Annotated in this window: 31 protein-coding genes, 5 pseudogenes and 1 riboswitch; of the genes and pseudogenes, 7 read left to right on the plus strand and 29 right to left on the minus strand. The window is 67.9% G+C overall.

Going from position 1 to position 25,101, the window contains the following annotated elements:
* Nucleotides 1–17 precede the first annotated feature (17 nt).
* The 3 genes from LP418_RS05185 to LP418_RS05195 all read left to right on the plus strand — a co-directional run bounded on the left by LP418_RS05185 (nt 18) and on the right by LP418_RS05195 (nt 2,365).
* A complete protein-coding gene (locus LP418_RS05185) occupies nt 18–1,031 on the plus strand; it encodes a lyase family protein (RefSeq protein ID WP_442940121.1) in 1,014 nt (337 codons plus the stop codon).
* A complete protein-coding gene (locus tag LP418_RS05190) occupies nt 1,028–1,621 on the plus strand; it encodes a class I SAM-dependent methyltransferase (RefSeq protein ID WP_257955491.1) in 594 nt (197 codons plus the stop codon). Before LP418_RS05185 ends, LP418_RS05190 begins: the two co-directional genes overlap by 4 nt.
* Nucleotides 1,622–1,771: 150 nt before the next feature.
* Nucleotides 1,772–2,365 carry a GNAT family N-acetyltransferase gene (locus tag LP418_RS05195; protein ID WP_257955492.1) on the plus strand — a complete coding sequence of 198 codons (594 nt, stop codon included), beginning with the start codon at nt 1,772–1,774 and terminating at the stop codon, nt 2,363–2,365.
* On the opposite strand, the gene LP418_RS05200 is transcribed toward LP418_RS05195, so the two are convergent.
* The 4 genes and pseudogenes from LP418_RS05200 to LP418_RS05215 all read right to left on the minus strand — a co-directional run bounded on the left by LP418_RS05200 (nt 2,349) and on the right by LP418_RS05215 (nt 6,086).
* The gene (locus tag LP418_RS05200; RefSeq protein WP_257955493.1) at nt 2,349–2,594 is read right to left on the minus strand and encodes a DMT family transporter; all 246 of its coding nucleotides are present in this window, start codon (nt 2,592–2,594) and stop codon (nt 2,349–2,351) included. The genes LP418_RS05195 and LP418_RS05200 overlap by 17 nt on opposite strands.
* Before the next feature lie 22 nt (nt 2,595–2,616).
* Nucleotides 2,617–2,680, minus strand: a riboswitch (guanidine-III (ykkC-III) riboswitch).
* 125 nt (nt 2,681–2,805) lie between these two features.
* On the minus strand, nt 2,806–3,201 hold the full coding sequence (locus tag LP418_RS05205; RefSeq protein WP_257955494.1) for a hypothetical protein: 396 nt from the start codon (nt 3,199–3,201) through the stop codon (nt 2,806–2,808).
* 521 nt (nt 3,202–3,722) lie between these two features.
* Nucleotides 3,723–5,036, minus strand: a complete 1,314-nt coding sequence (locus tag LP418_RS05210) for a PhoH family protein (protein ID WP_257955495.1) — start codon at nt 5,034–5,036, stop codon at nt 3,723–3,725.
* Nucleotides 5,037–5,281: 245 nt separating this feature from the next.
* Nucleotides 5,282–6,086 (minus strand): annotated as a pseudogene (locus LP418_RS05215) (isoprenyl transferase).
* 70 nt (nt 6,087–6,156) lie between these two features.
* On the opposite strand from LP418_RS05215, the gene trhA reads away from it, so the two are divergent.
* Entirely contained in the window at nt 6,157–6,879 is a 723-nt protein-coding gene (gene trhA, locus LP418_RS05220; protein ID WP_257955496.1) for a PAQR family membrane homeostasis protein TrhA, read from the plus strand.
* 83 nt (nt 6,880–6,962) lie between these two features.
* Nucleotides 6,963–7,430 (plus strand): hypothetical protein, encoded by a 468-nt coding sequence (locus tag LP418_RS05225; RefSeq protein ID WP_257955497.1) that lies wholly within the window; start codon nt 6,963–6,965, stop codon nt 7,428–7,430.
* On the opposite strand, the gene LP418_RS05230 is transcribed toward LP418_RS05225, so the two are convergent.
* The 8 genes and pseudogenes from LP418_RS05230 to LP418_RS05265 form a co-directional block, all read right to left on the minus strand.
* Nucleotides 7,319–8,242: a DUF1353 domain-containing protein gene (locus LP418_RS05230; protein ID WP_257955498.1), complete on the minus strand. Its 924-nt coding sequence runs from the start codon at nt 8,240–8,242 to the stop codon at nt 7,319–7,321. The genes LP418_RS05225 and LP418_RS05230 overlap by 112 nt on opposite strands.
* Nucleotides 8,243–8,276: 34 nt before the next feature.
* A complete protein-coding gene (locus LP418_RS05235; protein ID WP_257955499.1) occupies nt 8,277–8,522 on the minus strand; it encodes a hypothetical protein in 246 nt (81 codons plus the stop codon).
* 243 nt (nt 8,523–8,765) lie between these two features.
* On the minus strand, nt 8,766–10,241 hold the full coding sequence (locus LP418_RS05240; protein WP_257955500.1) for a thioredoxin domain-containing protein: 1,476 nt from the start codon (nt 10,239–10,241) through the stop codon (nt 8,766–8,768).
* Nucleotides 10,242–10,776: 535 nt separating this feature from the next.
* On the minus strand, nt 10,777–11,232 hold the full coding sequence (locus LP418_RS05245; protein ID WP_257955501.1) for a hypothetical protein: 456 nt from the start codon (nt 11,230–11,232) through the stop codon (nt 10,777–10,779).
* 823 nt (nt 11,233–12,055) lie between these two features.
* A pseudogene (locus LP418_RS05250) lies at nt 12,056–12,538 on the minus strand (ABC transporter permease); the annotation flags it as partial.
* Between the two features lie 288 nt (nt 12,539–12,826).
* Nucleotides 12,827–13,600, minus strand: coding sequence for an ABC transporter permease (locus tag LP418_RS05255; RefSeq protein ID WP_257955502.1), 774 nt, complete (start codon nt 13,598–13,600; stop codon nt 12,827–12,829).
* 65 nt (nt 13,601–13,665) lie between these two features.
* Complete coding sequence (locus LP418_RS05260; RefSeq protein ID WP_257955503.1) at nt 13,666–14,508, minus strand: ABC transporter ATP-binding protein; 843 nt, start codon at nt 14,506–14,508, stop codon at nt 13,666–13,668.
* Between the two features lie 132 nt (nt 14,509–14,640).
* Nucleotides 14,641–15,618: an ABC transporter substrate-binding protein gene (locus LP418_RS05265; RefSeq protein ID WP_257955504.1), complete on the minus strand. Its 978-nt coding sequence runs from the start codon at nt 15,616–15,618 to the stop codon at nt 14,641–14,643.
* Nucleotides 15,619–15,860: 242 nt separating this feature from the next.
* On the opposite strand from LP418_RS05265, the gene LP418_RS05270 reads away from it, so the two are divergent.
* Both LP418_RS05270 and LP418_RS05275 read left to right on the plus strand, forming a co-directional pair.
* Nucleotides 15,861–16,199 carry a hypothetical protein gene (locus LP418_RS05270; RefSeq protein WP_257955505.1) on the plus strand — a complete coding sequence of 113 codons (339 nt, stop codon included), beginning with the start codon at nt 15,861–15,863 and terminating at the stop codon, nt 16,197–16,199.
* 296 nt (nt 16,200–16,495) lie between these two features.
* On the plus strand, nt 16,496–17,269 hold the full coding sequence (locus tag LP418_RS05275) for an SDR family NAD(P)-dependent oxidoreductase (RefSeq protein WP_257955506.1): 774 nt from the start codon (nt 16,496–16,498) through the stop codon (nt 17,267–17,269).
* 137 nt (nt 17,270–17,406) lie between these two features.
* On the opposite strand, the gene LP418_RS05280 is transcribed toward LP418_RS05275, so the two are convergent.
* From LP418_RS05280 to LP418_RS05350, 17 genes and pseudogenes are all read right to left on the minus strand, one after another.
* Entirely contained in the window at nt 17,407–17,604 is a 198-nt protein-coding gene (locus tag LP418_RS05280) for a hypothetical protein (protein ID WP_257955507.1), read from the minus strand.
* On the minus strand, nt 17,582–17,821 hold the full coding sequence (locus tag LP418_RS05285; protein WP_257955508.1) for a RidA family protein: 240 nt from the start codon (nt 17,819–17,821) through the stop codon (nt 17,582–17,584). The genes LP418_RS05280 and LP418_RS05285 overlap by 23 nt, the downstream gene beginning before the upstream one ends.
* Entirely contained in the window at nt 17,818–18,156 is a 339-nt protein-coding gene (locus LP418_RS05290; RefSeq protein WP_257955509.1) for a hypothetical protein, read from the minus strand. Before LP418_RS05290 ends, LP418_RS05285 begins: the two co-directional genes overlap by 4 nt.
* Complete coding sequence (locus tag LP418_RS05295; protein WP_257956908.1) at nt 18,156–18,791, minus strand: hypothetical protein; 636 nt, start codon at nt 18,789–18,791, stop codon at nt 18,156–18,158. Before LP418_RS05295 ends, LP418_RS05290 begins: the two co-directional genes overlap by 1 nt.
* Before the next feature lie 103 nt (nt 18,792–18,894).
* Nucleotides 18,895–19,236, minus strand: a pseudogene (locus LP418_RS32530) (Rieske 2Fe-2S domain-containing protein); the annotation flags it as partial.
* A gap of 1 nt (nt 19,237) precedes the next feature.
* Nucleotides 19,238–19,456 (minus strand): recombinase-like helix-turn-helix domain-containing protein, encoded by a 219-nt coding sequence (locus tag LP418_RS05300; protein WP_257955510.1) that lies wholly within the window; start codon nt 19,454–19,456, stop codon nt 19,238–19,240.
* Nucleotides 19,449–20,075 carry an alpha/beta fold hydrolase gene (locus LP418_RS05305; RefSeq protein ID WP_257955511.1) on the minus strand — a complete coding sequence of 209 codons (627 nt, stop codon included), beginning with the start codon at nt 20,073–20,075 and terminating at the stop codon, nt 19,449–19,451. Before LP418_RS05305 ends, LP418_RS05300 begins: the two co-directional genes overlap by 8 nt.
* A gap of 5 nt (nt 20,076–20,080) precedes the next feature.
* Nucleotides 20,081–21,361, minus strand: coding sequence for a thiamine pyrophosphate-dependent enzyme (locus tag LP418_RS30355; RefSeq protein WP_336276021.1), 1,281 nt, complete (start codon nt 21,359–21,361; stop codon nt 20,081–20,083).
* Between the two features lie 15 nt (nt 21,362–21,376).
* A pseudogene (locus LP418_RS30360) lies at nt 21,377–21,550 on the minus strand (thiamine pyrophosphate-binding protein); the annotation flags it as partial.
* A gap of 28 nt (nt 21,551–21,578) precedes the next feature.
* Nucleotides 21,579–21,743: pseudogene (locus tag LP418_RS32535) on the minus strand (thiamine pyrophosphate-binding protein); the annotation flags it as partial.
* 23 nt (nt 21,744–21,766) lie between these two features.
* Nucleotides 21,767–22,195, minus strand: a complete 429-nt coding sequence (locus LP418_RS05320) for an SDR family oxidoreductase (protein WP_442940228.1) — start codon at nt 22,193–22,195, stop codon at nt 21,767–21,769.
* Between the two features lie 118 nt (nt 22,196–22,313).
* The gene (locus LP418_RS05325) at nt 22,314–22,550 is read right to left on the minus strand and encodes an SDR family NAD(P)-dependent oxidoreductase (RefSeq protein ID WP_257955512.1); all 237 of its coding nucleotides are present in this window, start codon (nt 22,548–22,550) and stop codon (nt 22,314–22,316) included.
* Nucleotides 22,551–22,573: 23 nt separating this feature from the next.
* Nucleotides 22,574–22,648: a hypothetical protein gene (locus tag LP418_RS32540; RefSeq protein ID WP_442940229.1), complete on the minus strand. Its 75-nt coding sequence runs from the start codon at nt 22,646–22,648 to the stop codon at nt 22,574–22,576.
* Nucleotides 22,649–22,989: 341 nt separating this feature from the next.
* Nucleotides 22,990–23,316 carry an SDR family NAD(P)-dependent oxidoreductase gene (locus tag LP418_RS05335; protein WP_257955513.1) on the minus strand — a complete coding sequence of 109 codons (327 nt, stop codon included), beginning with the start codon at nt 23,314–23,316 and terminating at the stop codon, nt 22,990–22,992.
* A complete protein-coding gene (locus tag LP418_RS05340) occupies nt 23,316–24,086 on the minus strand; it encodes an alpha/beta fold hydrolase (RefSeq protein WP_257955514.1) in 771 nt (256 codons plus the stop codon). Before LP418_RS05340 ends, LP418_RS05335 begins: the two co-directional genes overlap by 1 nt.
* 38 nt (nt 24,087–24,124) lie before the next feature.
* The gene (locus tag LP418_RS05345) at nt 24,125–24,463 is read right to left on the minus strand and encodes a hypothetical protein (RefSeq protein WP_257955515.1); all 339 of its coding nucleotides are present in this window, start codon (nt 24,461–24,463) and stop codon (nt 24,125–24,127) included.
* Between the two features lie 42 nt (nt 24,464–24,505).
* Nucleotides 24,506–25,087, minus strand: a complete 582-nt coding sequence (locus LP418_RS05350; protein WP_257955516.1) for a VOC family protein — start codon at nt 25,085–25,087, stop codon at nt 24,506–24,508.
* Nucleotides 25,088–25,101 lie beyond the last annotated feature (14 nt).

Genomic DNA, 25,101 nt, shown 5'->3' on the forward strand with positions numbered 1-25,101 from the left:
CGGCGGCGTACACCCGAATGACCACGTCAACGCGTCGCAGTCCTCCAACGACACCTTCCCCGACCGCGATCCACGTGGCGGCCACCCTCGCGGTCGCCGAGGACCTGCTCCCGGCGCTGGCGACGCTCGAGGCCTCGCTCGCCGCCAAGGCCGAGGAGTTCGCCGGACTCGTCAAGGCGGGGCGCACGCACCTGATGGACGCGACCCCGGTGATGCTCGGGCAGGAGTTCGGCGGCTGGGCCGCGACGATGTCGTACGCCGCGGAGCGACTCGTCGCCGTGCTCCCCGGCGTCCGCGAGCTGCCGTTGGGAGGCACCGCCGTCGGGACGGGCATCAACACCCCGCCCGGCTTCGCGTCGGGGGTGATCGAGGCACTGTCCGTGGGGACCGGGCAGGTCTTCACCGAGGCGCGCAACCACTTCGAGGCACAGGGCACCCGCGACTCCCTCGTCGAGCTGTCGGGCGTGCTGCGCACGATCGCCGTCGGCCTCACCAAGGTCTGCAACGACCTGCGCTGGCTCTCGTCCGGGCCCACGACCGGGCTCGCCGAGATCCACCTGCCCGACCTGCAGCCGGGGTCGAGCATCATGCCCGGCAAGGTCAACCCGGTGCTGCCCGAGGCGACGCTGATGGTGTGCGCCCGGGTCGTCGGCAACGACGCAGCGGTCGCCCGGGCGGGCGCGAGCGGCAACTTCGAGCTCAACGTGCAGATGCCCGTGATCGCGCGCAACCTGCTCGAGTCGATCCGCCTGCTGTCGACCTCGACCACCCTGCTCGCCGAGCGCTGCGTCGACGGCATCACCGCCGACGCCGAGCGCATGCGCGCCTATGCCGAGTCCTCCCCCAGCGTCGTCACGCCGCTCAACAAGCACCTCGGCTACGAGGAAGCGGCCAAGATCGCGAAGCAGGCATTGAAGGACAACGCGACGATCCGTGAGACCGTGATCGCGATGGGGTACGTCGAACGCGGCGCCCTCACCGAACAGGAACTCGACGCAGCCCTCGATGTGGAACGGATGACTCGACCATGAGCCAGCTCAACGATCCGGACTACGTCCGCGAGCAGTACGCCACCGAGGGCAACCTCGAGACCCGCCGCTCGGTGTGGCACCCGACGGCCGATGGCCTCGACCCGGTCAACGAGGCGCTGAACGCGATCGACCGCGCCCTCGTCGGCGACGCCCACATCCTCGAGGTCGGCTGCGGCACCGGTGTCATGGCCGAGCGGATCAACGCCCTGCCCGGCGTCACCCTCGTCGCGACCGACTTCTCCGAACGGTTCGTCGAGCTCACCGCCGTCCGCGGCGTCGACGCCCGCCCGGCCGACATCTGCTACCTCCCCTTCGAGGACGCCGCCTTCGACGTCGTCTACGCCGGCTGGATGCTCTACCACGTGCGCGACCCGGAGCGGGCCCTCAACGAGGTCCGCCGGGTGCTCAAGCCGGGCGGCACGTTCGTCGCCGTCACCAACGGCAACGACCACCTCGCCGAGCTGCGCATCGCGGCCGGCGGCAAGCGCGACATCACCCAGTTCAGCAGCGAGACCGGCGAGTCGGTGCTGCGGCGCCGCTTCGCCGACGTCCGCCGCCACGACCTCGGAGACCCGCGCGGTCTTCGGTGACCACGCCACCGCGCAGGCCTATCTCGACTCGTCCAACGAGGGCCTCGTGCTGCCGCACTTCGAGGGCGAGCGGGAGTACGCCGGGCACGTGACGGTCTTCGAAGCCCGCTGACCCTCGCGTTCGTCCGCCGCACGTCCTAGCCTCGATGCGTGACCGACGCATCGCCGTACGACATCAAGGCGCTCAGCGCGGAGACCCGGCCGGCCTTCGACGACATGGTGGTCCGCCACGGCGGCATCTTCGGTGGGTGCTGGTGCATCTACTTCCATCCCGACGGGCCCGAGCGCGGGCAGGGTGCGGAGGCCAATCGCGCGCTCAAGCGTCAGTACGTCGAGGAGGGCAAGGCGCACGCCGCGCTGGTCTTCGACGGGGACGAGGCGATCGCGTGGTGTGAGTTCGGCTCACCCGAGGAGCTGCCGTCGATCCACCACCGCAAGCAGTACGACGCCACCAAGGCCCGCGACCCCGACTGGCGACTCACCTGCATCTTCATCGACAAGCGATACCGCCGCCGGGGCATCACCGAGCTGGCCCTCCGGGGCGCGCTCGACCTGATCGCCGAGGCCGGCGGCGGGGTGGTCGAGGGCTACCCGCACGACCTGACGAACCAGACGAAGAAGATGTCCTCGTCGTTCCTCTACAACAGCACGCGCAGGACCTACGAGCGGCTCGGGTTCACCTACGACCGGCCCAAGGGCCTGAAGAACTGCGTGATGGTGAAGACGGTCAGTGCGCGAGCTTGAGCCCGACGACGCAGCCGACCGGGCCGAGCATCAGCAGGACCTTGACCGCGCTGACTGACTCGTCGCCCGTCAGCATTCCGTAGGCGACGGTCAGCGTCGCGAGCCCGCCCATGCTGAGCACCATGCCGACGAGAAAGACGACGGACGGGACGAGGCGGGTGAAGCCCTCGGACCGGCCGAGGGCGACGGCCCACACGGCCTCGAGGACACCGGAGACAAGAAGGGACAAGCCATGCCATGACGGACTCCTGAGCGGCCGTCTTGTCGCTGTCCGGGTACGGCTCCCTCGTCCGGTGAGCCGTCTCGGCTCGATGTCAGGATAGGTCGGGCGCTGGCATCAGGCGCAACTGAGGCAGTTCGACCTGAAACCGCCGCGCCTCACGCTCAAGTTGCCTGTACGGCGACCCCAACTGCCTCAGTTGTGAGATCTCAGCCGCGGCTCAGTACCAGCCGTTGCCGGCCTTGAACGACCACGCGCTGCACGGCGTGCCGTAGGTGTCCCGGATGTAGCCCAGGCCCCAGCGGATCTGCGACTCGGCCGACGTCATGTAGTCGGCGGGCAGGGCGTGCAGCTGGGTGAGCGCCTGCGGGATGCCGTAGGCCGAGGACGAGGGGTTGTCGGCGTCGATGCGCCAGCCGGACTCGCTCTCGTAGAGCGAGTCGAGGCAGTCGAACTGGGAGTCGCTGAAGCCGAACTCGGGCAGGAGCGCGCGGGCGATGTCGCGCGGATCACCGGTGGAGAGGTCCTCGGTGCGAGTGACCGCCGGGCCGTTGCCGGCGGAGAGTGCGGCGACCTTGCGGGCGTCGGTGGAGCCGCGACGATCGGAGCGGGACACGATCGGGGTCCGCGCGCGGGTGCTGTCCGTCGACACCGACTCGGTGCCCCGGACCGCGGCCGAGGCTAGGTCGGTCGTCGCCGTACCGGCCGGGAGTGCCGAGCACGCCGTTGGAGACGACGAGCCCGGTGGCGGCGGCGGCGACTCCGGTGAAGAACACGGAGGTGCGCAGGGCTCGCTGGGGGGCGGTCTTCAGTGCCTTGTGCTTGCCGGGGGCGCGGTGCGATGGAACGTACTTGGGGGTTTTGTCACAGGGAGGTCTCACGGATAGGCGACGGGGGCTGACCCCGATCAGGCAGGGGCAGTCGTGCGTGGAGCCGATACGTGACGGCCGCTTTGGGGGAAAGCGGCCCCGAGATCACGAAACGATCACGAGCAACCATGCAGGACGGATCGAGGGCGTGCAAACAGAACCGGCAAAGTCACACGGCCTCATTGGCCCCACTGGTCACAGAGGGCCACAGGCGCCTCAGAAATGAGTCGACCCGCTCCCCAGAAGTGGGGAGCGGGTCGGGGACGGATCACATGCTGACGTTCTCCAGCATCTCGGTCACCGGGGCGGCGATCTGCGAGCGCTCCGAACGGGTGAGCGTCACGTGGGCGAACAGCGGGTGGCCCTTGAGCTTGTCGATGACCGCCACGATGCCGTCGTGGCGACCGACCTGGAGGTTGTCGCGCTGGGCGACGTCGTGGGTGAGCACGACCTTGGAGTTGGCGCCGATCCGGGAGAGCACCGTGAGCAGCACGTTGCGCTCCGGGGACTGGGCCTCGTCGACGATCACGAAGGCGTCGTGCAGTGAGCGGCCACGGATGTGGGTCAGCGGCAGCACCTCGAGCATGCCGCGGTCCATCACCTCGTCGATCACCTCGGGCGTGGTGAGCGCTCCCGGGGTGTCGAAGACCGCCTGCCCCCGGGGGCTCATCTTCTCGGACTCGGAGCCGGGGAGGTAGCCGAGCTCTCGGCCGCCGACCGCGAAGAGCGGGCGGAAGACGACGACCTTCTTGTGCTGGCGCCGCTCCATCACGGCCTCGAGCCCGGCGCACAGCGCGAGCGCCGACTTGCCGGTGCCGGCGCGACCGCCGAGCGACACGATGCCGACCTCCGGGTCGAGCAGCATCTCCAGCGCGATCCGCTGCTCGGCGGAGCGGCCGTGGATGCCGAACGCCTCCCGGTCGCCGCGCACCGGGTGGACCTGCTTGTCGGGACCCATGCGACCCAACGCCGTACCGCGATCGGAGAGCAGGACCGGGCCGTTGTGGCACGGAAGGTCGCGCGCGGACTCGAGGTCGAGCACGCCGTCGTTGTAGAGCTCGTCGAGCTCGGCCGAGCTCACCTCGAGCTCGGACATCCCGGTGTATCCGGTGTCCGAGTCGCTGATCGCCTCGGCGCGGTATTCCTGCGCGTCGAGCCCGACCGCCGACGCCTTGATCCGCAGCGGCAGGTCCTTGGAGACGAGGGTGACGTCGCAGCCCTCGTTGGCCGGGTTGCGCGCCACCGCGAGGATCCGGGTGTCGTTGTCACCGAGCCGGAAGCCGGAGGGCAGGGAAGCGGCGTCGGTGTGGTTGAGCTCCACCCGGACCGTTCCTCCGAGATCGCCCACGGGCACGGGCGCGTCGAGGCGGCCGTGCTCGATGCGCAGCTCGTCGAGCATGCGAAGTGCTGACCGGGCAAAGAAGCCCAGCTCGGGGTGGTGCCGTTTGCCCTCGAGCTCGGTGATGACCACGACCGGCAGGACGACTTCGTGCTCGGCGAACCGTTTCAGGGCGCCGGGGTCGGCCAGCAGGACGCTGGTGTCGAGGACATAGGTGCGGTTCTTCGTAGCGCTGCTGGCCACTGTGGACTACCCCTCACGGACCGGCGCGAACGCCTTCACCCGGTCCAGTTCAATGCATGGACCGGGAGGCTCCTTGAAACGCCGCGTGAGTCAATCTGCGCCTTCCGATTCCGCGGGCTTCCCCACCCGCCGATGCCTTAAAAAGTACGCCGCAAATCAACCGAACCGGAGCGACACGCCAGAACGCGGGGTGAACAGGCTGTTTCGTTCGTACGGCGACGCGAGCACGCCCGCCGGGACGACGCTCAGGAACCGAAGCGACGCTCGCGCTCGGCGTACGCCCGGATGGCGCGCAGGAAGTCGACCCGACGGAAGTCCGGCCAGAGCGCCTCGCAGAAGTAGAACTCCGAGTTGGCGCTCTGCCACAGCAGGAAGCCGCCGAGCCGCTGCTCGCCGGACGTGCGGATGACGAGGTCGGGGTCGGGCTGGCCCTTGGTGTAGAGGTGGGCGGCGATGTGCTCGACGTCGATCACGTCGGCGAGCTCGTCGAGCGAGGTGCCTTGTGCGGCATGCTCCCCGGAGCAACGAGCGGACCGCATCTGCGATCTCGCGACGACCGCCGTAGCCGACGGCGATGTTGACCAGGATGCCGTCGATGTCGCGGGTGTCGTCCTCCGCCTTCTTGAGCTTCTCGGCGGTGCTGGCCGGCAGCAGGTCGAGCGCGCCCACCGGGTGGATGCGCCACTTGCGCTGCACGGCGAGCGACTCGACGGCGCCCTCGATGATGGCGAGCAGCCCCACCATCTGCTCGGGGGGCCGGTTGGTGAGGTTGTCGCTGGAGAGCAGCCACAGGGTGACGACCTTGACGCCCACCTCCTCGCACCAGCCGAGCAGCGGGAAGATGTTGTCGGCGCCGGCCCGGTAACCACCGGCCGTGTCGAGGCCGACGGCCTTCGCCCAGCGGCGGTTGCCGTCGAGCATCACGCCGATGTGCTGGGGGATGCGATCGGACGGGAGGAACTTCACCACGCGGTGCTCGTAGGCCGGATAGAGCACCCGACGCACTGCGTCCCTCAACTTCGCCACGCGTCGATGGTAACCGTGACCGATATCCGGGGTGACGCAGTGATCCTGATCCCGAACACCTGACTTCTGCCCTACCCCCACGTAGGTTGTGCCCATGAACGACATCCTGCGCGATCGTTTCGACGAGCTCTCCGAGCGTGTCGAAGAGGTCATTGCCGACGTCAAGCCCCGCCTGCGCGGGTGGCTGCACCCGGCCACCGCCCCCTCGCGCTGGCCGCCGGCATCGTGCTGGTCGTGCTGTCCCCGGACGCCACGACCCGCATCGGGTCGGGCGTCTTCGCGGCCACCGCGCTGGTCCTGTTCACCGTCTCCGCGGTCTATCACCGCGGCACTCGGGTCGCCCACCGTGCACTCGCGCCTCAAGCGCTTCGACCACTCCAACATCTTCTTGCTGATCGCCGGCTCCTGCACGCCCTTCGCGCTCCTGCTCCTCGACGGCACCAACCGCTGGGCGATGCTCGCGATCGTCTGGGGCGGCGCCATCGGCGGCGTCTTCATGAAGGTCGTCTGGAAGGGCGCGCCGCGCTGGCTGTCGGCCCCCATCTACATGGCCCTCGGCTGGGCGCCCGTCTTCTTCTTCGGTGACTTCGTCTCCGGTGCAGCCGCCAACTACGGAGCCGGCGTGGGGACGGCCGTGATCGTGCTCGTCGCCACCGGCGGCGGCCTCTACACGCTCGGCGGCATCGTCTACGGCACCAAGTTCCCCAACCCGTGGCCGCGCTGGTTCGGCTTCCACGAGGTGTTCCACACGTTCACGATCCCGGCCTTCGTGACGCACTACGTCGGCGTCTCGCTGGCGACCTACTCGCTGCGCTGAGCTGCCGCCGAGCTCGGGGCGTACGGCGACGTGAGCCGCCTCACGAGTCGGAACAACTGAGCAGCACCGGTCGTCGTACCGGGGTGCCTGACTCCACCAGCCGCCGTCCCGGTCCTGACCTCTCCCTCCCCCAGCTCGTCGCCGGTGCCGTCGCCGCGGCCACCGCCACGATCCTCAGCTCGCGCCTCGACCTGATGGGCACCGTGCTCGGTGCGGTCCCGGCCAGTATCGTCTCGGCGATCGTCACCGCGTCGGTGGCCGGCTGGTGGCACCGGATGCGCGAGGCCCGCGAGTGGGTGCCGCAGCGGATCAAGGGCACGCTCGTCGGGCTGGGTGCGCTGGGGCTGCTGGTGCTGGCGTTCCACACCGGCGTCGACACTGGTCACCGCCGACCTGCCGCCCGACACCTTCGCCGCGCGCTGGCTCGCCGAGGTCGGGCTCAGTCGAAGCTGAACCAGACGAAGGCCACGAGCGCCGCCACCATCACGAGGAGCGCCAGCAGGCGGGCGATGGTCGGCGCCCGCTTCGCGATCTTCTCGAGCGCGAGGTAGGTCAGCGAGATCGCGACCAGCCCGAGCGTGACGTGCAACAGCACGGCGAGCGTCACGCAGCCGATCACGCCGGCCAGCAGGAACCGCCCCCACAACAGGCTCAGCGCCAGCGGGATCACGATCGCACCGGCCAAGCCCCCCGGGACCTCCTGCCACCAGACCCGCTCCCCCATCCACGGCAGCGTCGCGGCCAGCGGCCAGTCCAGGTCGAAGAGCTCGCCGGTCGCGCAGTAGCCCGGGTAGACGATCAACGCCAGCGAGACCCCCGCGCCGACGCGGTGCAGCCAGCTGACCAGCGGCGACCGGGGCAGGCCGTCCTTGACGAAGATCGTGGCCGCGGTGACGGCCGCCCACACGATCCAGCGCCGGACCACGCCGGTGCCGGTGTCGGCCATCGCGTCGTGGAACACGCGATCGGCCTCGACCCGGTCGATGACGTGCCCGTCAGTCGAGGTGTAGGACGGGTCGCCGCCGCCCGCCACCAGCGCGTCGTGCACCAGCGCCGCCGGGAGGTGCGCCCCGGTCTTGGGCACCAGCCGGGTGAAGAGCGCCGGCGTCGAGGTGAGGTCGGTGCGGAAGTCAGGGGACGCGGGCACCGGGATCTCGCCGAGGTGCCGGTCGCGATAGGCGATCCGGCGCTCCGTGCTGAAGGTCTCGAGGTCGCGCTCCAGATGTCGCTCGAGCACGATCCGCGGATCTGCCGCCGGGTCCGGTGGCAGCCCGATCCGATCGCCGATCGCCAGCACGCCGCCGTCGTAGAAACGGCGCGGCTGGGTCTTGACGCTGTCCTTCATCGCGGTCCCGAGTCGCATGCCGACACTCTGGCACCGATCACCGACAACGGGGCTAGCCGAGCGCGACCCGCAGCCCCTCCACGTCGGTCACGGGCGCCGCGCAGACGTGGTGGCGGCAGACGCACGCCGCGGCGCGGCCGTCCACCGGGCCTCGGCCCGCGAGCAGCGGGATCGCCTCGTCCGACCCGCCCGCGACCACGACCACCGCGGTCGGGTGGTGACGGGCGAGGTTCGCCAGCGACTCGCGCTGGGCTCCGGGCGGGCCGACGATCGCGACCTCGTGGGGTCCGTCGAGCATGGCGGCGGCCGCGGCCAGCGACCAGCCGGCAAACCGCGGAGTGCGTACACGGCGAGCGCGTGCACCGTCGCCAGCGCAGCCTCCGCTGCTTCCCGGTGCCGGAGGTCGCCGGTCACCGCCGACGACGTCACCAGCGCGTGGAGCAGCGCGGACAGCCCGCTCGGAGATGCGTTGTCGCTCGGGTCGCGCGGACGGGCGACCGGGGCTTCCGCGTCGTCCGCGGTGTCGAAGAACCCACCGTCGTCAGCGCGGGAAGTGCGCGAGTGCGGTGTCGAGCAGGTCGGTGGCGGCGTGCAGCCAGCGCGAGTCGCCGGTCGCCCGGAGGAGGTCCAGGAAGCCGGCCGCGACGGCGCCGTGGTCCTCGAGCACGCCGGCGGGTGTCCCCACGACGCCGTCACGCGAGACCCGCCGCAGCCGTCCGTCGACCACGTGGAGCTCCAGCAGCAGCTCGCCCGCCGCAACGGCTGCGTCGAGGTAGCGCGGTTCGTCGAGCCACGCAGCGAGGCGCGCCGGGCCACTGATGGCCAGCCCGTTCCGGGCGGCCACGACCTTGTCGTCCCGCTCGGGGCGTACGCGCTCGGACCGCGCAACCAGCAACCGATCGCGGACGGCGATCCACCGATCCGTGTCGTCGGCGTCGCGGAGGAGCTGCAGCGTCGAGGCGCCGTGCTCGAAGGTGCCCGTGTCGGTCACCTCGAAGAGGCTGGCCGCCCACCTACCGTCCTCCTCGCCGAGGGCGCCGACCAGCTGGGCAGGCGTCCGGGCGTAGAACTTCCCCTCGACTCCCTCACTGTCGGCGTCGAGCGCAGACGCGAAGCCGCCCTCGTCGGTGCGCAGCTCGCGGATCAGGAAGTCGGCGATCCCCTCCCCTGCCCAGGCCGCCATCGGCGTACGGCGATCGGCGCAGACCCGAAGCAGCAGTGCGTTGTCGTAGAGCATCTTCTCGAAGTGCGGCACCACCCACTGGGCGTCGACGGAGTAGCGCGCGAAGCCGCCGCCGAGCTGGTCGTGGATGCCGCCGCGCGCCATCGCCTCCAGCGTGTCGTCGACCATCGCCAGCGCATCGTCAGAGCCGTGCCGGACCGGGAACTCGAGCACCATCGACGGCGGGAACTTCGGGGCGCCACCGAACCCGCCGTTGGCGGTGTCGAACTCGGACCGGAGCTTGTTCACGGCGCCGTCGAGCACCGCCCGGTCGACGAGCCCGGCCGGCAGCGCGGCCTGCGCGTTGAGGTGCTCGCGCAGGTTGCCCACGACCCGCGCGACGTCGTGACCGCGGTTGACCCACGCGTCGCTGAGCCCCTGCAGTACCTGAGTGAACGACGGCTGCCCGTGCGCCGGGCGCGGCGGGAAGTAGGTGCCGGCGAAGAACGGGTTGCCCTCGTGGTCGAGCACGCACGTCATCGGCCAGCCGCCGTGCCCGGTCATCGCCGTCGTCGCCTGCATGTAGATCGCGTCGACGTCCGGGCGTTCCTCGCGGTCGACCTTGATGCTGACGTAGTGCTCGTTGAGGTAGGCCGCCGTCGTCTCGTCCTCGAAGGACTCGTGCGCCATCACGTGGCACCAGTGGCAAGCCGAGTAGCCAACAGACAACAAGATTGGTGCATCACGACGCTTCGCTTCGGCGAAGGCTTCAGGGCCCCATTCCCACCAATCCACTGGATTGGAGGCATGTTGGAGCAAATATGGACTGGTCGCCGAGGCGAGACGATTGGCCATTCCTGTAACTCCTGACGAGTGGCACGTGCATCATTTTTCCTTGAGTGATGCACGAGAGTGATGCACGAAACCGGCGTACGATGTTTTCTCCAGCGTAGGAGGTCTCGTGGCGACGCGTTCTCAACCGAAGCTGCTCGCGCAGGGCAAGCCGCGTACGACGGACGGCAGTGCGCGGCCGTGGCGGGGGCGGCTCTATGCCCCGTCGGCGGGCAGCAACAAGTACCGGTGTGTGCTTCAAGGCACCGGCCGGTGACGGCGAGCCGTGGAAGCGCGTGCTCCGCCGTGCTGCTTCCGAGGACGATGCCCACTACGCTGCTCTCAACCGAGAGCCGCACCCCGTATAGGAACGGCCGAGAACCCGGGGCGCTTCAGTGGGTCGATCCGCGGTTAGGTTCGAGGGTTGAGCCGCAACCGGTTCCCTTCGGGGTCGGACAGTTCCTGAGTTTGCTCGACGTCCGCTGTCACTTGGACGACCCAGCAGGAAGACTTGGAAAGTTCGTAATAGACCCGCGCGAGCGGACGACCGAACACGCCCTCATAGAATCGCCTGCTCCTCACGGGGTCCGTCGTCTGCAGGATCCAGCCGCTGATTCGTCCTACCCCGGGGGCGGTCGTGGTGCCGGGGTCGACCACGGACTCGAACAACCCAACAAGCGCGCCCTCGGGGGTCCCTGATCCACATGAAGCGGCCGTCGGGTACGACGGTGACGCAACTGAGCGCGCTAGCCCCTGCGTTGATTGCGAGAGCGCAGGTCGTTTCCAGATCCTCGACGCCGATGTAGATCCGCCAGCCACGGTCTGGCCTCGGCGTGACCGGGCCACCGAAGCCGGCGACCTTCAACCCGTCTGAGTAGGACCGCCGGTAGCCCGAATCTGCAGGGTTCAGGTCGTAGGTCCAGCCGAGCTGGGTGGCATAGAAGTCGAGGACCTCCGTCGTCGGCGAACCCCCAAGTTCCAGCCAGCACGGCGCGCGCACGTCCGGATCAGCCATGGATCCGCTCACAATCCGAATGATTCGAGGGCTGTCATCGCTCGAGTCCAACCTAGTGATCGTGGGTCCATGAACGCGAAATGTCCGGTAGCCGGCAGCTCTTCGTAAACGACGTGCTCACCGCGGGCAACGGCATTGGTCACGTATCGCCTGTTCTCCTCCAACCGGTGTGGTTGGTCGTGCAACCCACAAAGTACGACCCGTAAGGCCCCACTCACAGCACGATCAGAGAGGAGGTCGAGATGGGCGTACTCGTGTGGGACCTCGTCATACATCCCACCCATGAATTGGGCATAGCCATCCCCCGGCTCGATGGCGTTGACGCGCAAGTCGCACACCGCACCCAACGCGATGACGTGGCTCACGACCGGAACGCGCGGACCATAGGGCCGGGTAACCACCCGCGGAGTGCCCCACCACGACAACCCGTTCGAGGTCAACGGCCGCAGATAGTTGACCCAGATGAGCCGGGGGCGGCTTCGATGTCGGCCGTGGTTGGACGAGGTCCGCCATCCGTGGTCGGTACGGCGATACTCCGGGCACCAGACGGCATAGCCGCGGCGTACGAGGTCGGCGGCGTTGGCGTTCATGATCGTCCGCGAGAAGCGGGCGAGGAAGCCGCCACCATGAATCAGCACGACCGTGGGAAACGGCCCTGCACCGGGGAGGGAGCCAGAGGTCCCCGACCTGCTGCGCGTGTTCGCCGTAAGCGATCGTGGCGCGTGGGAAGGACTCGATGTCTGCGGCCGCGGTGATCGCCTCGATCCAAGCGTCCAGTTCTTCCACGGTATCCGGATCATCAATCTGGGGCACGCTCGCCAGATCATCCATCGGGGTTGGCTTCCCAGAAGACGATCTTGCGGGTCGCGAATTGAATGAGCTGATCGAGCACCGTGCCGAGGACACCGAGCAGCAAGATCACACCGAGTGCCTGTGAGGGTTCGAAGTTGCGGCCAGCATCGCGAATCATGTACCCGAGGCCGCGGCTTTGACCGAGCATCTCCACCACAACGGTGACCACGACCATGATCGGCACAGCGATCCGAAGCCCGGTCAGCACGGCCGGCAGTGCGGATGGCACCTGCACAGCCCAAAAGGTGCGGACCCAGCCGGCATCGGCGTTGGCTGCAGCGCGAACCAATTCCTTATTGGTGGATTGCACCCCTTGCATTGTGTTGTAGGCGATGGGGTACATGCACTCGAGCGCGACCAGAACGATCACGGGCAGAGTCCCCAGCCCGAAAGTCAGGATAAAGACGGGATACAGAGCGAGCTTCGGCACCGGGTAGGTCGCGCTGAGGAACGGCGAGAAAACGGCCCCCGGCGATTCGGCTCTGAGCCATCAGGACTCCCAGCCCAACTCCGAGGATGGCTGCGAGGGCCAGACCCGTGAGTCCCGACTGCATGGAGACCGAACTGTTGTACCAGAGCTCCCCTGACTGGGCCGAGGCGATCATCGTGTGCCAGATGCGGCCCGGGCCAGTGCCGAGGGATGGGGTTCTGTTGCGACCATGCGTTGAGCTCCCACAGCGCAACGGGAACGGCGAGGCTGACCACGCTCAAGACCATGCCAAGCCATCGCCGAGTCGATCTCTCAACGGCCATCGCTGCCCACCGCCTCGATGTTCTGGCCCCGGGTCAACCGGGTGCCGAGTTGGCTCAGGGCGAGATCGGCGAGGAACCCCGCCGTCGCCAGTACCAGCAAGCCGCCGTACATCACGTCGAAGCGGCCGTTCTCGTAGCCGTTGTAGAGCATGCCCCCGACCCCATCAGGACTCACCACGATCTCGCTGGCAAACATGGTGACGAACGAGAGCGCGACCGCTATCCGCATGCCGACCAGAACGCGCGGCAGAGCAGCAGGAAGAACGACGCTGAAGAAACGACGAAGGGACGATGCCTCCACATTGTCCGCCACACGCATCAGGTCCAGCTCGACGAGTCTGGTGCCGCTCGCCGAATTGATGAAGACCGGGAAGAAGCACCCCAAGGCGATGACACTGACTCGAGTGACGTCCGTGAAGCCCAACCACACCGCAAAGACGGGGAGCAGGGCGATCTTTGGCATGGGGTTTGCGACGCTGACCAACGGATCGACCACCTTGCTCATGAACCAACTCCGACCAGAGACCAGACCGAGCACGACTCCGATCCCGGTACCGATCGCGAATCCGGCCGCTAGCCGCCGCGCACTCGTCGCGATCGCCGGTAGCAAAAGACCCTCTTCATAGGTCGTGACTGCGCCACGAACAATGGCCGTGGGGGTGAGCACGTACTCGGGCAGTTGGCCGCTCCGCCCTGCGGCTTCCCAGCCGAGCAGGAGCAGGATGCCAGCGGCCAAAGAGAGCGGCCACTGCTTGGCAAGCATCCACTCATAGAGTGGGACCCGCGGATTAGCGGGCTCCACGACTCGCGCGATGGCGCCCGTGGCGCTCACCGGCTCGCCTCATCGCCACGCGGCAGCATCTCTTGACGGAGCACATCCCACAGCCGATTGTGCTGCTCCAGCATGCGCAGGTCCTTCTTGGCCTCCGCGGTGCGAGGCCGTGGTAGGTCCACAGGCTCTTCGTGGACGATGCGCCCGGGCCGCGCGCCCATCACCACGACCCGGTCACCCAAGAAGATGGCCTCATTGATGTCGTGGGTGATGAAGACAACCGTGGTACCCGTCGCACTCCAGATCCTGTTGAGCTCCTCCTGCATGAGCTCCCGCGTCTGTGCGTCCAGCGCGCCGAAAGGCTCGTCCATGAGGAGAACCCGCGGCTTCATGGCCAAGGTCCGGGCGAGCGCGACACGTTGGCGCATGCCCCCGGATAGCTCGCCGGGGTAGGAATCCTGAAATCCGTTCAGGCCAACGAGTTCGACGTACTCCATAGCGGCCTGCCGCGACTCACGCCGCCCTTCCTTAGCTGCGACGAGCGGCCGGGCCACGTTGTCGAGGACGCTCTTCCACGGAAAGAGGGCACCGTGTTGGAACATCATGCCCGGGGCCCGACTCGGCTTCGTGACTGGTTCACCGGACAGGAGTACGGAGCCGACGGTGGCGCTCTCGAACCCGCCGATGATGTGCAGCAAGGTGCTCTTGCCGCAACCGCTCGGACCCGGGATCGTCAGGAACTCCCCGTCTGCGACTTGGAGGTCGACCTCGGTCAGTGCCTCGACCGTTCGCTTGCCGCGACGAAAGGTCTTGCAGATCCCGTTGATCTCAAGGAGTGGCTTGACTCGACGCTGGGTATTCGGCACTTCAATCAAGGCTTGCGAATTCTCGGGCGTCATGATGATCTCCTATCGATTGCCCGGGTCTCGAGCGGTGTGGTCACTTGGTGTTGGAGATTCCGGGGAAGACAAGGTCCTCCGCCGTGACGTCCACATCGTCTTCGAGAATGTGGAGGTCCTGCATGCTCGTGATCAGGCTGTCGAGGGCAGCAAGGTCGATGGCGCCGTCATCGGGTCGAGCCCAATCGGACGCACCGAGGTAGACCTCGGCGGGCGCCCGGACGAGCTTGGCGTCCAAAAGTTCCTGCTTCGAACCCTCAACGTCGGCGTTGTAGGCGGCCACCGTCTCCTTGTAGTCGGCGATCCAGGCGAGACCGCGCCGGGGTTGGCCTTGATGTAGGCGTTGCCGAAGATCGCGTCCTGGAGTTCTCGGTCCGTCCCGGACCCGGTCAACGAGTTGAAGACGTCGACCAGTCCGCCGGACGTCTCGGCGATTGAGTAGAACGGCTCAACCGGGCCGGCAACGTCGACGGTGCCGTTTCGCAGTGCGTCTTCCATGCTCGGGAGCGGGATCACCGCGTACTTGACGTCCTTCTGCGGGTCCAACCCGGCGGAGGCGACGGCCTTCTGCGCCCAGTAGTCGTGCGACGTGCCGTAGTCGGCAATGGCGATGGTCTTGCCCTTGAGGTCCTCCGCCGACTTGATTCCACTGTTGTCAAGCGCCACGAAGGTGGTGAGGAAGTGTCCCTCAGCCTCCTTGCTCACCGAGGCGACCAAGCTGAAATCGAGGTCCTTCGCCTTGGCGCTGACCAGCGGCGGGATGGACATCGAGGCACCGTCGAGCTGACCAGAAACGATGGAGGTCATTCGGTCGCTGGACTTGCTGACCGTGGAGTACGTGGGCTCGTACCACTTGCCGCGGTTCGGAGTCGTCCCGACGTTTGCCTCCATCAGGTAGATCGGCTCCTCGGCCGCAGTCCCGTGCGCGAAGGACAGCTTTGCCGGCGACCCGGGCGCGACGGACAGGTCGATCTTGGAGCAGTCGGCCGGGTATGCCTTGCCGTCGGCCGCAGTCTGCGCCTCCGTGTCCGCAGCGCATCCGGTGAGCCCGGCCACCATGATCAGTCCGACTGACAGGACTCCGAGACGGGTGTTGCGATTGAGCGTCATCTTGCCTCCAACATCTGATGATGAGTTGACGGTGCCAAGACCGCCCTCATGCCATGGGGTGTGACCGAACGGGTGCCCAACGCCGCCATCTTGTGAAGCGCGTACACACCTGTCTCGGTGATAGGAATCTTGCACCTCACTTTCTCGGGAGTCAAGAGACTTTGGTAACGTATCTCACACCTTTCAAGAGATAACCTCTCGACAACGACGCGCAAGGAGGAAGCATGAGCAAAGGCTCAACCGTGAACGGGGAGGGCATCCACGTCCGCCCAGTTCATGCCGACCCCGATTGGGATCTCGTAGACCAGGTCGTCGAGGACATGCAGCGCATCCTCCCCGAGGCCGACCTGAGCAGCCTGCACGTCGTGAGCCGGATGCTTCAGGTGATGCGCGTGTTCGAGCGGCGCCGCGAAAAGGTGCTCAAGCAGCATGGACTGGAAGCGTGGTCTTTCGACATGCTCTCGGCCATCCGCCGCTGTCCGGCCCAACAGATGCGCCCCGGTGACCTCCTCGAGTTCACCCCCGGTGACCTCGGGGACCATGACGACCGAGGCTGGACTCCCTTGAGCGACGCCACCTGATTGAACGTCGCCGGGACGCTAGCGATCGCCGTGGCGTCCTCGTCGTCATCAGCGATACCGGGCGCGATCGCATAGACAACGCTTTCGACGACATCATCGAGTGCCAGCGTGAACTGATCGCCGGTCTGAATGGCACCGAGTGCCGCGAGCTCGAGCAGCTGCTTCGAGGCATCCTCCTCACCTGCGACCCGCACCCGATCAACCACTGATCAAGTCAGTTGACGCGTCACGAAGGGACCCTCCTCATGTCAGCACCACAGGGTGCGAGCCCGACCATCTCCTTGGACGACGAAGTTGTGATCGTCACCGGCGGGGCCCGGGGGCTGGGCGCAGCGATCGCCGTTCTGGCGGCCGATGCCGGCGCAACGGTATTCATCGGCGATGTTCTTGACGCGACCCCCGTTGTCGAGAGGATCAGGCAGGGTGGCGGCCACGCGACGTACGTGAGTCACGACGTGTCGGACCCAGCTCAGTGGGATGGACTCGTGCGGCAAGTCATCGAGAGCGCCGGCCAGATAGATGGGCTGGTCAACAACGCCGGGGTGAACCACCGCGTCGACTTGATGAACACCAGCCCTAGCGACTGGCGGCGAGTCATGGACATCAATTTGGGCGGCGCGTTCTATGGGCTCCGGGCAGTCGGCGCGGCCATGGACCCCGACAGAGGCGGTTCCATCGTGAACATGTCGTCGGCACTCGGGCTCGTCGGCAGCCCTGCGGCTGCCTACTCCTCCGCCAAGTGGGCCTTGCGTGGGCTCACCGGGTCAGCGTGCGGAACCCTCGCGCCGAAGAACATCCGAGTCAACTCGGTTCACCCGGGCCTGATCCGCACGCCGATGGCAACCGGAGGAACCAGCGCGTACGTGCAAGCCAACGTCGCGCTCACGCCCTTGGGACGGATGGGCGAGGCAACTGACGTCGCGAACGTCGTTGTCTTCCTGTTGTCCAGCCTCAGTTGCTACGTGAGTGGCGCGGAGATTGCCGTGGACGGAGGCTACGCGGCATTCGGCGGGCAGATGGAGGCCGCGCGAATCGTGCGCGATCTCGAGACTGGCTCTACGGGCCCCTGACGTTCGGGTTCTCGTGGGAAGCGCATACGAAGTTTCTCGTTGCCCGACCACGCGTCTACCGCAGCCAGCGCCACCACGCCGCCACCGGGTGGTTCCACGAGGAGCTCGGCAAGCCATGGGGAGCGTCGCGCAAGTACCTACGCCGAAACCTCCACGCCCGCGTTGGACGAAGCGCCGATGATGCCCTGCGCCTCGACCTCGACGGTCAGCCCTCGTTCCACGAGCGCGGACACCTCCACCAGCGTGGAGGTCGGCAGCTCACCGGTGAAGACCTCACCCCCGGCTCGACCCACCATCGCCTTTTCCTCGATGTCAGTGAGGTAGATCCGCAGCACCAGGGACGTCGTCGAGAGTCGCCCCGCAGGCGTGGGTCAGAGCGGCGACCCTGCGGAACGCCTCCCGCGCCTGCAGGTAGGTGTCGTCACCACCGACGATGCCGTCGGGACCTCCAGCGTGCATCCCGGAGAGAAAGAACTGGCTGCCGTGCACGCGGGCGTTGCTAAACATTCCCGGTCGCGGCGGCGCGGGCACGCTGTCGGCGACAGGACTCACGCTGGCGGTTCCGATCCGGTGCGCCGCTGATCGGACTCGCGGGTGAGCCGCTCTCGGACCGGCGCGAAGTCGTACGTCGGATAGAAATCGGTACTGAAGACGCCCCATGCCCTGCGCTCCAGCTCCACGTTGACCTGAGCGAGCCGGCTCGCCGGCAGTCGCAGCGTCACGATCTGGCCCAGGCCCATGGCCACAACCCACGAGACGACCTCACACCCCTCCGGCGGGAAGCCGTGCCACCAGTCGGCGGCCTCGAGCCTGCTCTGAATCTGCTCCAGATTCTGCGACTGGTCGTGTCGCAGGACCACGGTAAGAAGCATGCTGTCTTGCGACATCAGCTGACGCTGCCGGCCGGGACCGCGGCCTGCGCGCGGGCATCTGCGCGGTAGATCCGGCGGATCCGTGAGACTCCAAGGTCGTGCTGATAGAGGTGCTCCTCGGCATCGGCATCTCCGGCCAGTGCCTCCAGCACCTCTCGGTCCTGTTCGAGGACGGTCCAGTGCTTGGCCTCGAGCCGGGTGCGGTAGAGGAAGCGCCAGACCTCGCGTTCCCAGCCCTGCACGCGCCGAGTCCGCCAGTGGAAGATCGCCGAGTTGGTGGCGTCGATGGGCGTGGCCATGCCGACGATGCCGAACACGCCGCCCGGCCCCGCGTCCTGCGCATAGGGGATCTCCGTGTCGACGAAGTCCATCGACCCACGGACGTACTCCACCCAGTCGAAGTTCACCCCCACCTGATCGGTCTTCTCGAAGAAGAAGCCCCGGTCGGTCTCCCGGATACGGAACCGCGCAGAGGTGTCCCCGCCGAACATCGAATGGGAGTCGCGGTGCAGGAAGGCTCCGTGCATCGGGTCGAGCACGTTGTCCATGTAAAAGCGCCACGGTCCCGCCCACTCGGCGTAGTTGGGGAACCAGGGACACCTCCTCGTCGCTGAGCCGGTCCGGCAGCACGAAGGGTGTCGGTACGGAATCTGCGGTCAGGGGAATGAACGCGAAGATCGTGTCGGCCGCCTCGACGACCTTGAGGGACACGGTCGCCTGCGTGCCCTCCGGGGCACATCCCGGCATGCCCGGTACGGACACGACCGTGCCGGTGCCGTCGACCCGGACACCGTGGTACTTGCAGGCGACTCGGTCCCCGAGGTGCTGGCCGACCGACAGTGGAGCACTGCGGTGGGGGCAGCGATCCTCAAGCATGTGCAGGGTCCCCTTGGCGCTTCGGAAAAGCAGCCAGTCGACGCCGAGGCGGGTCACCTTGGCCATGGCCCCGGGCTTGACCATGTGCGACGGATAGATGGGGTACCACCGGTCGCGGAGACCCGTGGCGGCGAGCTCGACCGCGTCCATCGGGTGTCGCACGCCGACCGCGCGTCGCGGCGCGGACGTGACGGTCGTGGCTGCAGTTGTAGTGGTCATGTCAGTCTCCCAGTCGGCGCATCTCGGCGCGCAGGTTGTCTTCGGTCCAAGCGTTGCCGTCGGGGGCGTGGAGCCCCATTGAGTTGACCCCGGCCACGAGTCCGGGGAGATCATGCGTTCCGGTGGCGAATACCTCCATGAGTGCGCCGGAGAGCTTCTCCTCGTAGGGGCTAAGGGGATGCGGGTGCGTCTGGTTCTGGACGAGATATTGCTCAGGCATGGACGTCCTCCTGTCGTTGTGGCGCCAGCGCCATCAGGCCCTCGGCGATGATCGTGAAAGAGCTGACCCATTCGTTGAACGAGCTTCCTCGCTCTCGGTGGGCCGGGACCCGGCAGCCGTCGATGATGACGAAGACGGCGTTGTCGATGCCGCCGGCGAGCGTCTGGGCATCCCTGTTGCCGTGGCCCAGCTCGGGTGCCGAGGCGATCACCAGCGTGGGAACCCCAACGGTGCGCAGGAGCTCGGCGCGCTCGCCCTCGGCCCGAGTATCGGCCGTGCGCACCAGCTCGGGGTCACCGAGCAGGAGGCTGACGACGAGCTCCGGGTGCCGTGCGGCGAGCACGATCGCGCCGTAGGCCGCCCCGCCGGTGGCCAGCACGTGCACGGGACCGCCGCCACCCGACCTGACAGCTGTGACCGCTCCCTCGACCCAACTCTCGAGGGATCCGGGGTCAGCGGCGACCGTGGCGAGGTCTGCCGGGACGTCCCGGGCCACCACATCGAGATCCTCGTGCTGCTGGTCGAACCAGTCGGCGGCCCCCGGTGCGGTGTGCAGGCACACGATCGGCCGCGCAGCCGCACGCTCGGCACCGAGGAGATCCGCATCGGCGTCAGCCATGTGGATCACCCCTCTCTGGTGGGGACGTGGACGGGTGGGACAAAGGCGCCGGGTGTCGGCTCGATGGCCCCCACGTCGACCTCGACGATGACCGGGCCACGGACGGCGAGTGCGTCGCGGAACGCGTCGTCGAACTCTCCGGCCCCCCGGATGAGGTGATACGGCATGGCCAGCGAGGCAGCCAACAGCGCGAAGTCCGGGGTGTAGAGGTCGACGCCGGCCTCGTCGAAGCCGTTGGCGCGTTGCATGTTGCGCAGCACGCCGTAGCCGCCGTCATTGAAGACGATCACGACACACCACGCCCGCGAGCCGGCCAGCGAGGCCAACTCACCTAGGGTGGACTGCGAGCCCGCCGTCGCCGACCATGACGACCGTGGGCACGTCGGCGCGCGCGGAGGCCGCGCCCAACCCCATCGCCAGTCCTTGGCCGATCCCGCCACCGAGCGGGAAGATGTTGGTCTCCCGGGAGTAGAGCTCGAGCAGTCGGTTGCCCCATTGACTCGAGGGGATGGTGACGTCACGAGCAACCACCGATTCGCGTGGCAGCATCGCCCGCATCGTCGAGCAGATCTCCGCATACCCGCCGATGTAGTCGGTGAGCGCGGCGCGAGCCTCGGCCCGCGCCGTACGCACCGCCCGGGTCCAGTCGGCTCGACCGACGTGTCAGCGAGGGCTGCGTTGATCGCGGCCGTGGTCGCGGCAGCATCCCCGGTGATGCCCACGTCTGCGGGGTGTACGCGACCGAGGGCAGCGGCGTCCACATCGATCTGGATGTGCGGCGTCGGCAGCGGCAGGTGGTAGCTCTTGGTCTCGTTGGAACGGAAGTGTGTCCCGACGGCGAGCAGCAGGTCGGCCTGCTCCAGCAGATGCGCTACTTCGGGCGTGGAGGCGAAGTTCCCGATCACGAGGTCGTCGTCCTCGGCAACGATCGCGCGGCCGGAATTGCTGGTCAGCAGCCCGGCCCCGAGCGTGTGGAGCAGCGCGGTGAGCTCGGTCCGGGCGTCAGCCGCACCACCGCCAACCCAGATCAGCGGCCTCTTCGCCGCAGACAGCAGGCGAACCGCCCGGGCAACTTCGGCCGGATCGGGGAGAGCCGGTGCGTCGACAACAGCCTCGAAAGGCAGCTGCTCGTCGGGACGAGCGAGGTACTGGAGGTCGCTCGGCCACTCGACACTCGCCGGCCCTTGGGGCGCGGACAGGATCCGCGCCACCGCCTGCTCCAGGTCGGCCTCGACATTCTTGGCATCGGTGATCGTGTGTGCGTGCTTGGAGATGGCGTCGAGCATCTGCAACTGCCGGGGTACCTCGTGGATGACGCCGCGTCCCAACCCGAGGTACTCGCTCTCGATCTGCCCGGTCACGTGCAGTACCCGGCTGCCGGCGGTCAGGGCTTCCAGCATGGATCCGGCCGCGTTGCCGGCCCCGGTCCCGGTGCTCGTGAGGGCGACACCGATCTTGCCGGAGGCGCGGGCATAACCGTCGGCAGCGTTGGACCGCGGCGGCCTCGTGACGCACCTCCACGAAGGTGAGCTCGCGGGCGACTGCCTCGACCAGCGGCAGGTTGTGGATGCTGATCACGCCGAAGGCGGTGTCGATGCCGTGTCGGCGCATCACCTGCACCAGCACGTCACCACCAGTGGGTTCGCGGGTGGTCTCCCGGGATGTCATATTCGATTCCTGTCCTTGCCCGGTCAGACGTGGCGGCCGACGCCGCCGCCGACATCGATGGACGCGCCCGTGGTGTAGCCACTGAGCGGCGAGAGGAGTGTGGTGATGGGGAACGCGACCTCGTCGGCGGTCCCAAAGCGGCGGAGCCCGATGCCGCGGTCCGCGGCGATTTCGGCGCTCCGGGCGTCATAGTCCTGATCGGTGCCGGACCCCTCGAATCGGCGCCGCCACTGACCGGTGTCGACCAGCCCCAGGAGCACCGAGTTCACCCGAGTGCCCTCGACGGCCAGCTCCTCGGCCATCGAGTGGGTGAGGTTGAGCAGGGCGGCGCGCGCCGCGGAGGTGATCGCCAACCCGGGCTCGGGTTGCCGGGACAGGATCGCGTTGACGTTGACCACGGACCCGCCCTCGGAGTTGGCCGGGGCCTTCCGAGCGGCCCGGACCAGTTCCAGGAACCGAAGATCTTGAGCTCAAGCTCCTCGCGGATCTGGTCATCGGTGGTCTCCCCGAGACCCGCCATCAGCGAGCGCCCCGCGTTGCACACCAGCCCGTCGACACCGCCGAACTTGCTCACGGTCGCGTCGACGAACGACTCCGCCTCCCCCGGTTCGTCACGTCGCAAGAACCCACGAGCACCCGTTCGGGATCCGCCCCCAACCCCGCGAAGGCGGCCTCGAGCCGGCTCAGGTCCCGGGCACAGCCAGCGACGCGGGCGCCCTCCGCCGAGGGGAGCCGCGCGGTGGCGAGCCCGACGCCTGAGCTGGCGCCGGAAATGATCACGGTGCGATCTGCGAGCTTGAGGTCCATTCCGGTTCTCCCGGGTCTGACGATCAGGTGTTCATGACGAAGCCGCCGTCGACGACCACTGTCGAGCCCGTGACGAAGCCGGCATCCTCGGATAACAGGAACGCGACCGCGCCGGCAACGTCCCGGGGGTCTGCTCTCGGGCGAGGACCCGGTGGTCGGCGTACAGCTCATAGCGAGAAGCCGGGACTGACTCGGTGGCTTCAACCCGGGTGAGACCGGGCGCAACGGCGTTGACGCGTACGCCGAACTCCCCGCGTCGCGGGCCATCGACCGGGTCATGGCGAGGACGGCTCCCTTGGAGCCGACGTAGTGGACCGTGGCGGGGTGAGCCGTAGAAGGCGGCATCGGAGGCGATGTTGACGATCGCACCGTTCCCGGCGGCCTTCAACTGGCCAAAAGGTGCTTGCTGACCAGCCAAAGCCGAAGGCGTTCACGTGCATCACTCGGGAGAAGGCGTCCTCGTCGAGCTCCCAGAACGCGTCTCCCCCGACGCCGTCGGCGAGGGCCGCGTTGTTGACCGGGGGCAGTGGCGCCGCCCAGCTCCGCTGACCCGCTCGGCCGGGGTCGCGACGGAGTCCTTGTCGGAGATGTCGGTAACGACCGCATGCGCCTCGACGCCCCGGTGACGCAGTTGCTTCTCGGCCTTCACGGCGAGCTCGGGTCGCAGCTCGGCCACGACGATCCGGTGGCCGTCGGCGCCGAGTCGCTCGGCGATCGCGAGGCCAAGCCCGCGCCCGGCGCCGGTCACGACCGTGAGCGGGCTCATCAAGCTGACCCCTTCCAGAACGTGAGGATGTGACCGGCCATGACGTCCGGCTTCTCCTGCAACGCCGCATGCCCCGCCTCCGGTACGACGATCAGCCGGGCTCCCCTGATGTGCTGGGCGAGGAAGCGCGACTCGGCGACGCCGGTGACCACGTCGTCGGCACCTACCAGCACCGGGGTCGGAGTGACCGGGGTGGGGAGCAGCGCGGTCAGGTCGGTCCGTGCCATGTGGTCGGCTGCCGCGGTGTATCCGAGGCTCCGGACACGACCCATGCCCTCAGTCACTGATTGCGTCACCTCGGGCGGGCAGGTCGGGGAAACCAGTCGTGCTGACCGGGCCGCGGCGAAGGCCCCGGCACCGAGCGCACTGAGCTCCTCCACCCGGGCCCGCATGGCCCGGGCCTTCTCCGGGGAGGTGCCCGAGCCTCGCGTGCTGTCGGCGAGGACCAGTGTCCGGACCAGGTCAGGACGCGCTGCGGCGATCTGGGTGGCAATGACCCCGCCCCACGACGTGCCGAAAAGGTGGACTCGGCCAGTCGCGAGTTCCTCGAGGATGGCGACGACCTCGGTCGCGTGATCGAGGGCTCCGAAATCGCGATCATCTGACGCGCCGTACCCGGGGGCATCCCAACTCAGTGTTCGGAAGCCGTGTGCGGCCAACTGCCCGGCGAGCGGGCCGCAGGAGCCGGCATGGCCGCCAATCCCGTGCAGGAGGACGACCGGATCGCCGGCGCCGATCACGTCAACAGAGACCCCCCGGATGAACGCCATCGGGTGACCTGCTGCTCAGCCCGGAGATTCATCTCAGCTCACTCCGGCCCAAAGTAGTCAGTCAGGCCGGGGACGACGAGATCCCGGTGTCCGCGGTCGGCGATGCCCGCCATCGCCGACCGAATGTCGCCGGACGGCGGGCCGGCGGTGCCCCACTGGTCGGAGAGCTCGGCAGTACGCTTCCACGTCCTGCACAGCCGGGCGTCCTCATCGATCTGCGCCACCTCGGAGGTGTATTCGCAGACCAGACCGGCCGGATCGGTGAAGTAGGAGAACGTGTTGTCGCCGGGCCCGTGGCGGCCCGGGCCCCACTGCGGGACGATGCCGTGATGCTTGAGACTGCCAAGTCCACGCATGAAGTGGTCGATGCTCTGCATCTCATAGGCCACGTGGTTCAGCGACGTCCACGGCGCCCGGGTTCAGCGCATGACGTGGTGGTCGGAGTTGCAGCGCAGGAACGTCATCTGGTGTTCGGACCAGTCGGAGATCCGCATGCCGAGGACCCGGGTGTAGAAGTCGGCGGCCCGGTCGATGTCGACGGTGTTGAGGACGACGTGCGCGATCTTGCGGGGTACGGCGCGTCGCCCAGCCGGCTCTCGGTTCGCCACCGCATGGGTGTCGGTGGACAGTTCGACGCAACGCCCCTCGGGGTCGACGAGCTGGAGGCCGTATCCGCCTCCGGCGTCGTCACTGAGCAGGCCGGGTTCGCGCAGCAACGGGATACCGAGCTTCTGCAGGGCGCGCGCAGCCTCGTCGACCTCGGCGCGGGAGCCAAGGGCGAAGCTGATCTTGCCCAAGGCGTTGACGTCGTGCTGCTCGAGCCGGAGCACGTGGTGCTCGCCACCGGTGGCGCGCAACCAGAAGGTCGAGCGGTCCTCGTCGACGGTGCTGAGTCCCCAGACCCGGTGGTAGAAGTCCTTGGACTGCACGGGGTCCGGCACTCGAAGGGTGATCGAGCGTAGTGATCTCAAACGGCACACGGGGGTGTCGGCGTAATGCATGGTCGTGTCCTTCC

It is taken from the genome of Nocardioides sp. B-3 (genome assembly GCF_024703895.1).
GTDB lineage: Bacteria > Actinomycetota > Actinomycetes > Propionibacteriales > Nocardioidaceae > Nocardioides.

Bases quoted from the DNA above. Each gene is read 5' to 3' on its own strand.
- LP418_RS05185 (WP_442940121.1), top strand. From the start codon at position 18: ATGACCACGTCAACGCGTCGCAGTCCTCCAACGACACCTTCCCCGACC.
- LP418_RS05190 (WP_257955491.1), top strand. From the start codon at position 1,028: ATGAGCCAGCTCAACGATCCGGACTACGTCCGCGAGCAGTACGCCACC.
- trhA (WP_257955496.1), top strand. From the start codon at position 6,157: ATGAACGACATCCTGCGCGATCGTTTCGACGAGCTCTCCGAGCGTGTC.
- LP418_RS05230 (WP_257955498.1), bottom strand. From the start codon at position 8,242: ATGCGACTCGGGACCGCGATGAAGGACAGCGTCAAGACCCAGCCGCGC.
- LP418_RS05235 (WP_257955499.1), bottom strand. From the start codon at position 8,522: ATGCTCGACGGACCCCACGAGGTCGCGATCGTCGGCCCGCCCGGAGCC.
- LP418_RS05240 (WP_257955500.1), bottom strand. From the start codon at position 10,241: ATGGCCAATCGTCTCGCCTCGGCGACCAGTCCATATTTGCTCCAACAT.
- LP418_RS05245 (WP_257955501.1), bottom strand. From the start codon at position 11,232: ATGGCTGATCCGGACGTGCGCGCGCCGTGCTGGCTGGAACTTGGGGGT.
- LP418_RS05255 (WP_257955502.1), bottom strand. From the start codon at position 13,600: ATGCTTGCCAAGCAGTGGCCGCTCTCTTTGGCCGCTGGCATCCTGCTC.
- LP418_RS05260 (WP_257955503.1), bottom strand. From the start codon at position 14,508: ATGACGCCCGAGAATTCGCAAGCCTTGATTGAAGTGCCGAATACCCAG.
- LP418_RS05265 (WP_257955504.1), bottom strand. From the start codon at position 15,618: ATGACGCTCAATCGCAACACCCGTCTCGGAGTCCTGTCAGTCGGACTG.
- LP418_RS05290 (WP_257955509.1), bottom strand. From the start codon at position 18,156: ATGTCGCAAGACAGCATGCTTCTTACCGTGGTCCTGCGACACGACCAG.
- LP418_RS05300 (WP_257955510.1), bottom strand. From the start codon at position 19,456: ATGCCTGAGCAATATCTCGTCCAGAACCAGACGCACCCGCATCCCCTT.
- LP418_RS05305 (WP_257955511.1), bottom strand. From the start codon at position 20,075: ATGGCTGACGCCGATGCGGATCTCCTCGGTGCCGAGCGTGCGGCTGCG.
- LP418_RS30355 (WP_336276021.1), bottom strand. From the start codon at position 21,361: ATGCTCGACGCCATCTCCAAGCACGCACACACGATCACCGATGCCAAG.
- LP418_RS05325 (WP_257955512.1), bottom strand. From the start codon at position 22,550: ATGGACCTCAAGCTCGCAGATCGCACCGTGATCATTTCCGGCGCCAGC.
- LP418_RS05335 (WP_257955513.1), bottom strand. From the start codon at position 23,316: ATGAGCCCGCTCACGGTCGTGACCGGCGCCGGGCGCGGGCTTGGCCTC.
- LP418_RS05340 (WP_257955514.1), bottom strand. From the start codon at position 24,086: ATGGCGTTCATCCGGGGGGTCTCTGTTGACGTGATCGGCGCCGGCGAT.
- LP418_RS05345 (WP_257955515.1), bottom strand. From the start codon at position 24,463: ATGCAGAGCATCGACCACTTCATGCGTGGACTTGGCAGTCTCAAGCAT.
- LP418_RS05350 (WP_257955516.1), bottom strand. From the start codon at position 25,087: ATGCATTACGCCGACACCCCCGTGTGCCGTTTGAGATCACTACGCTCG.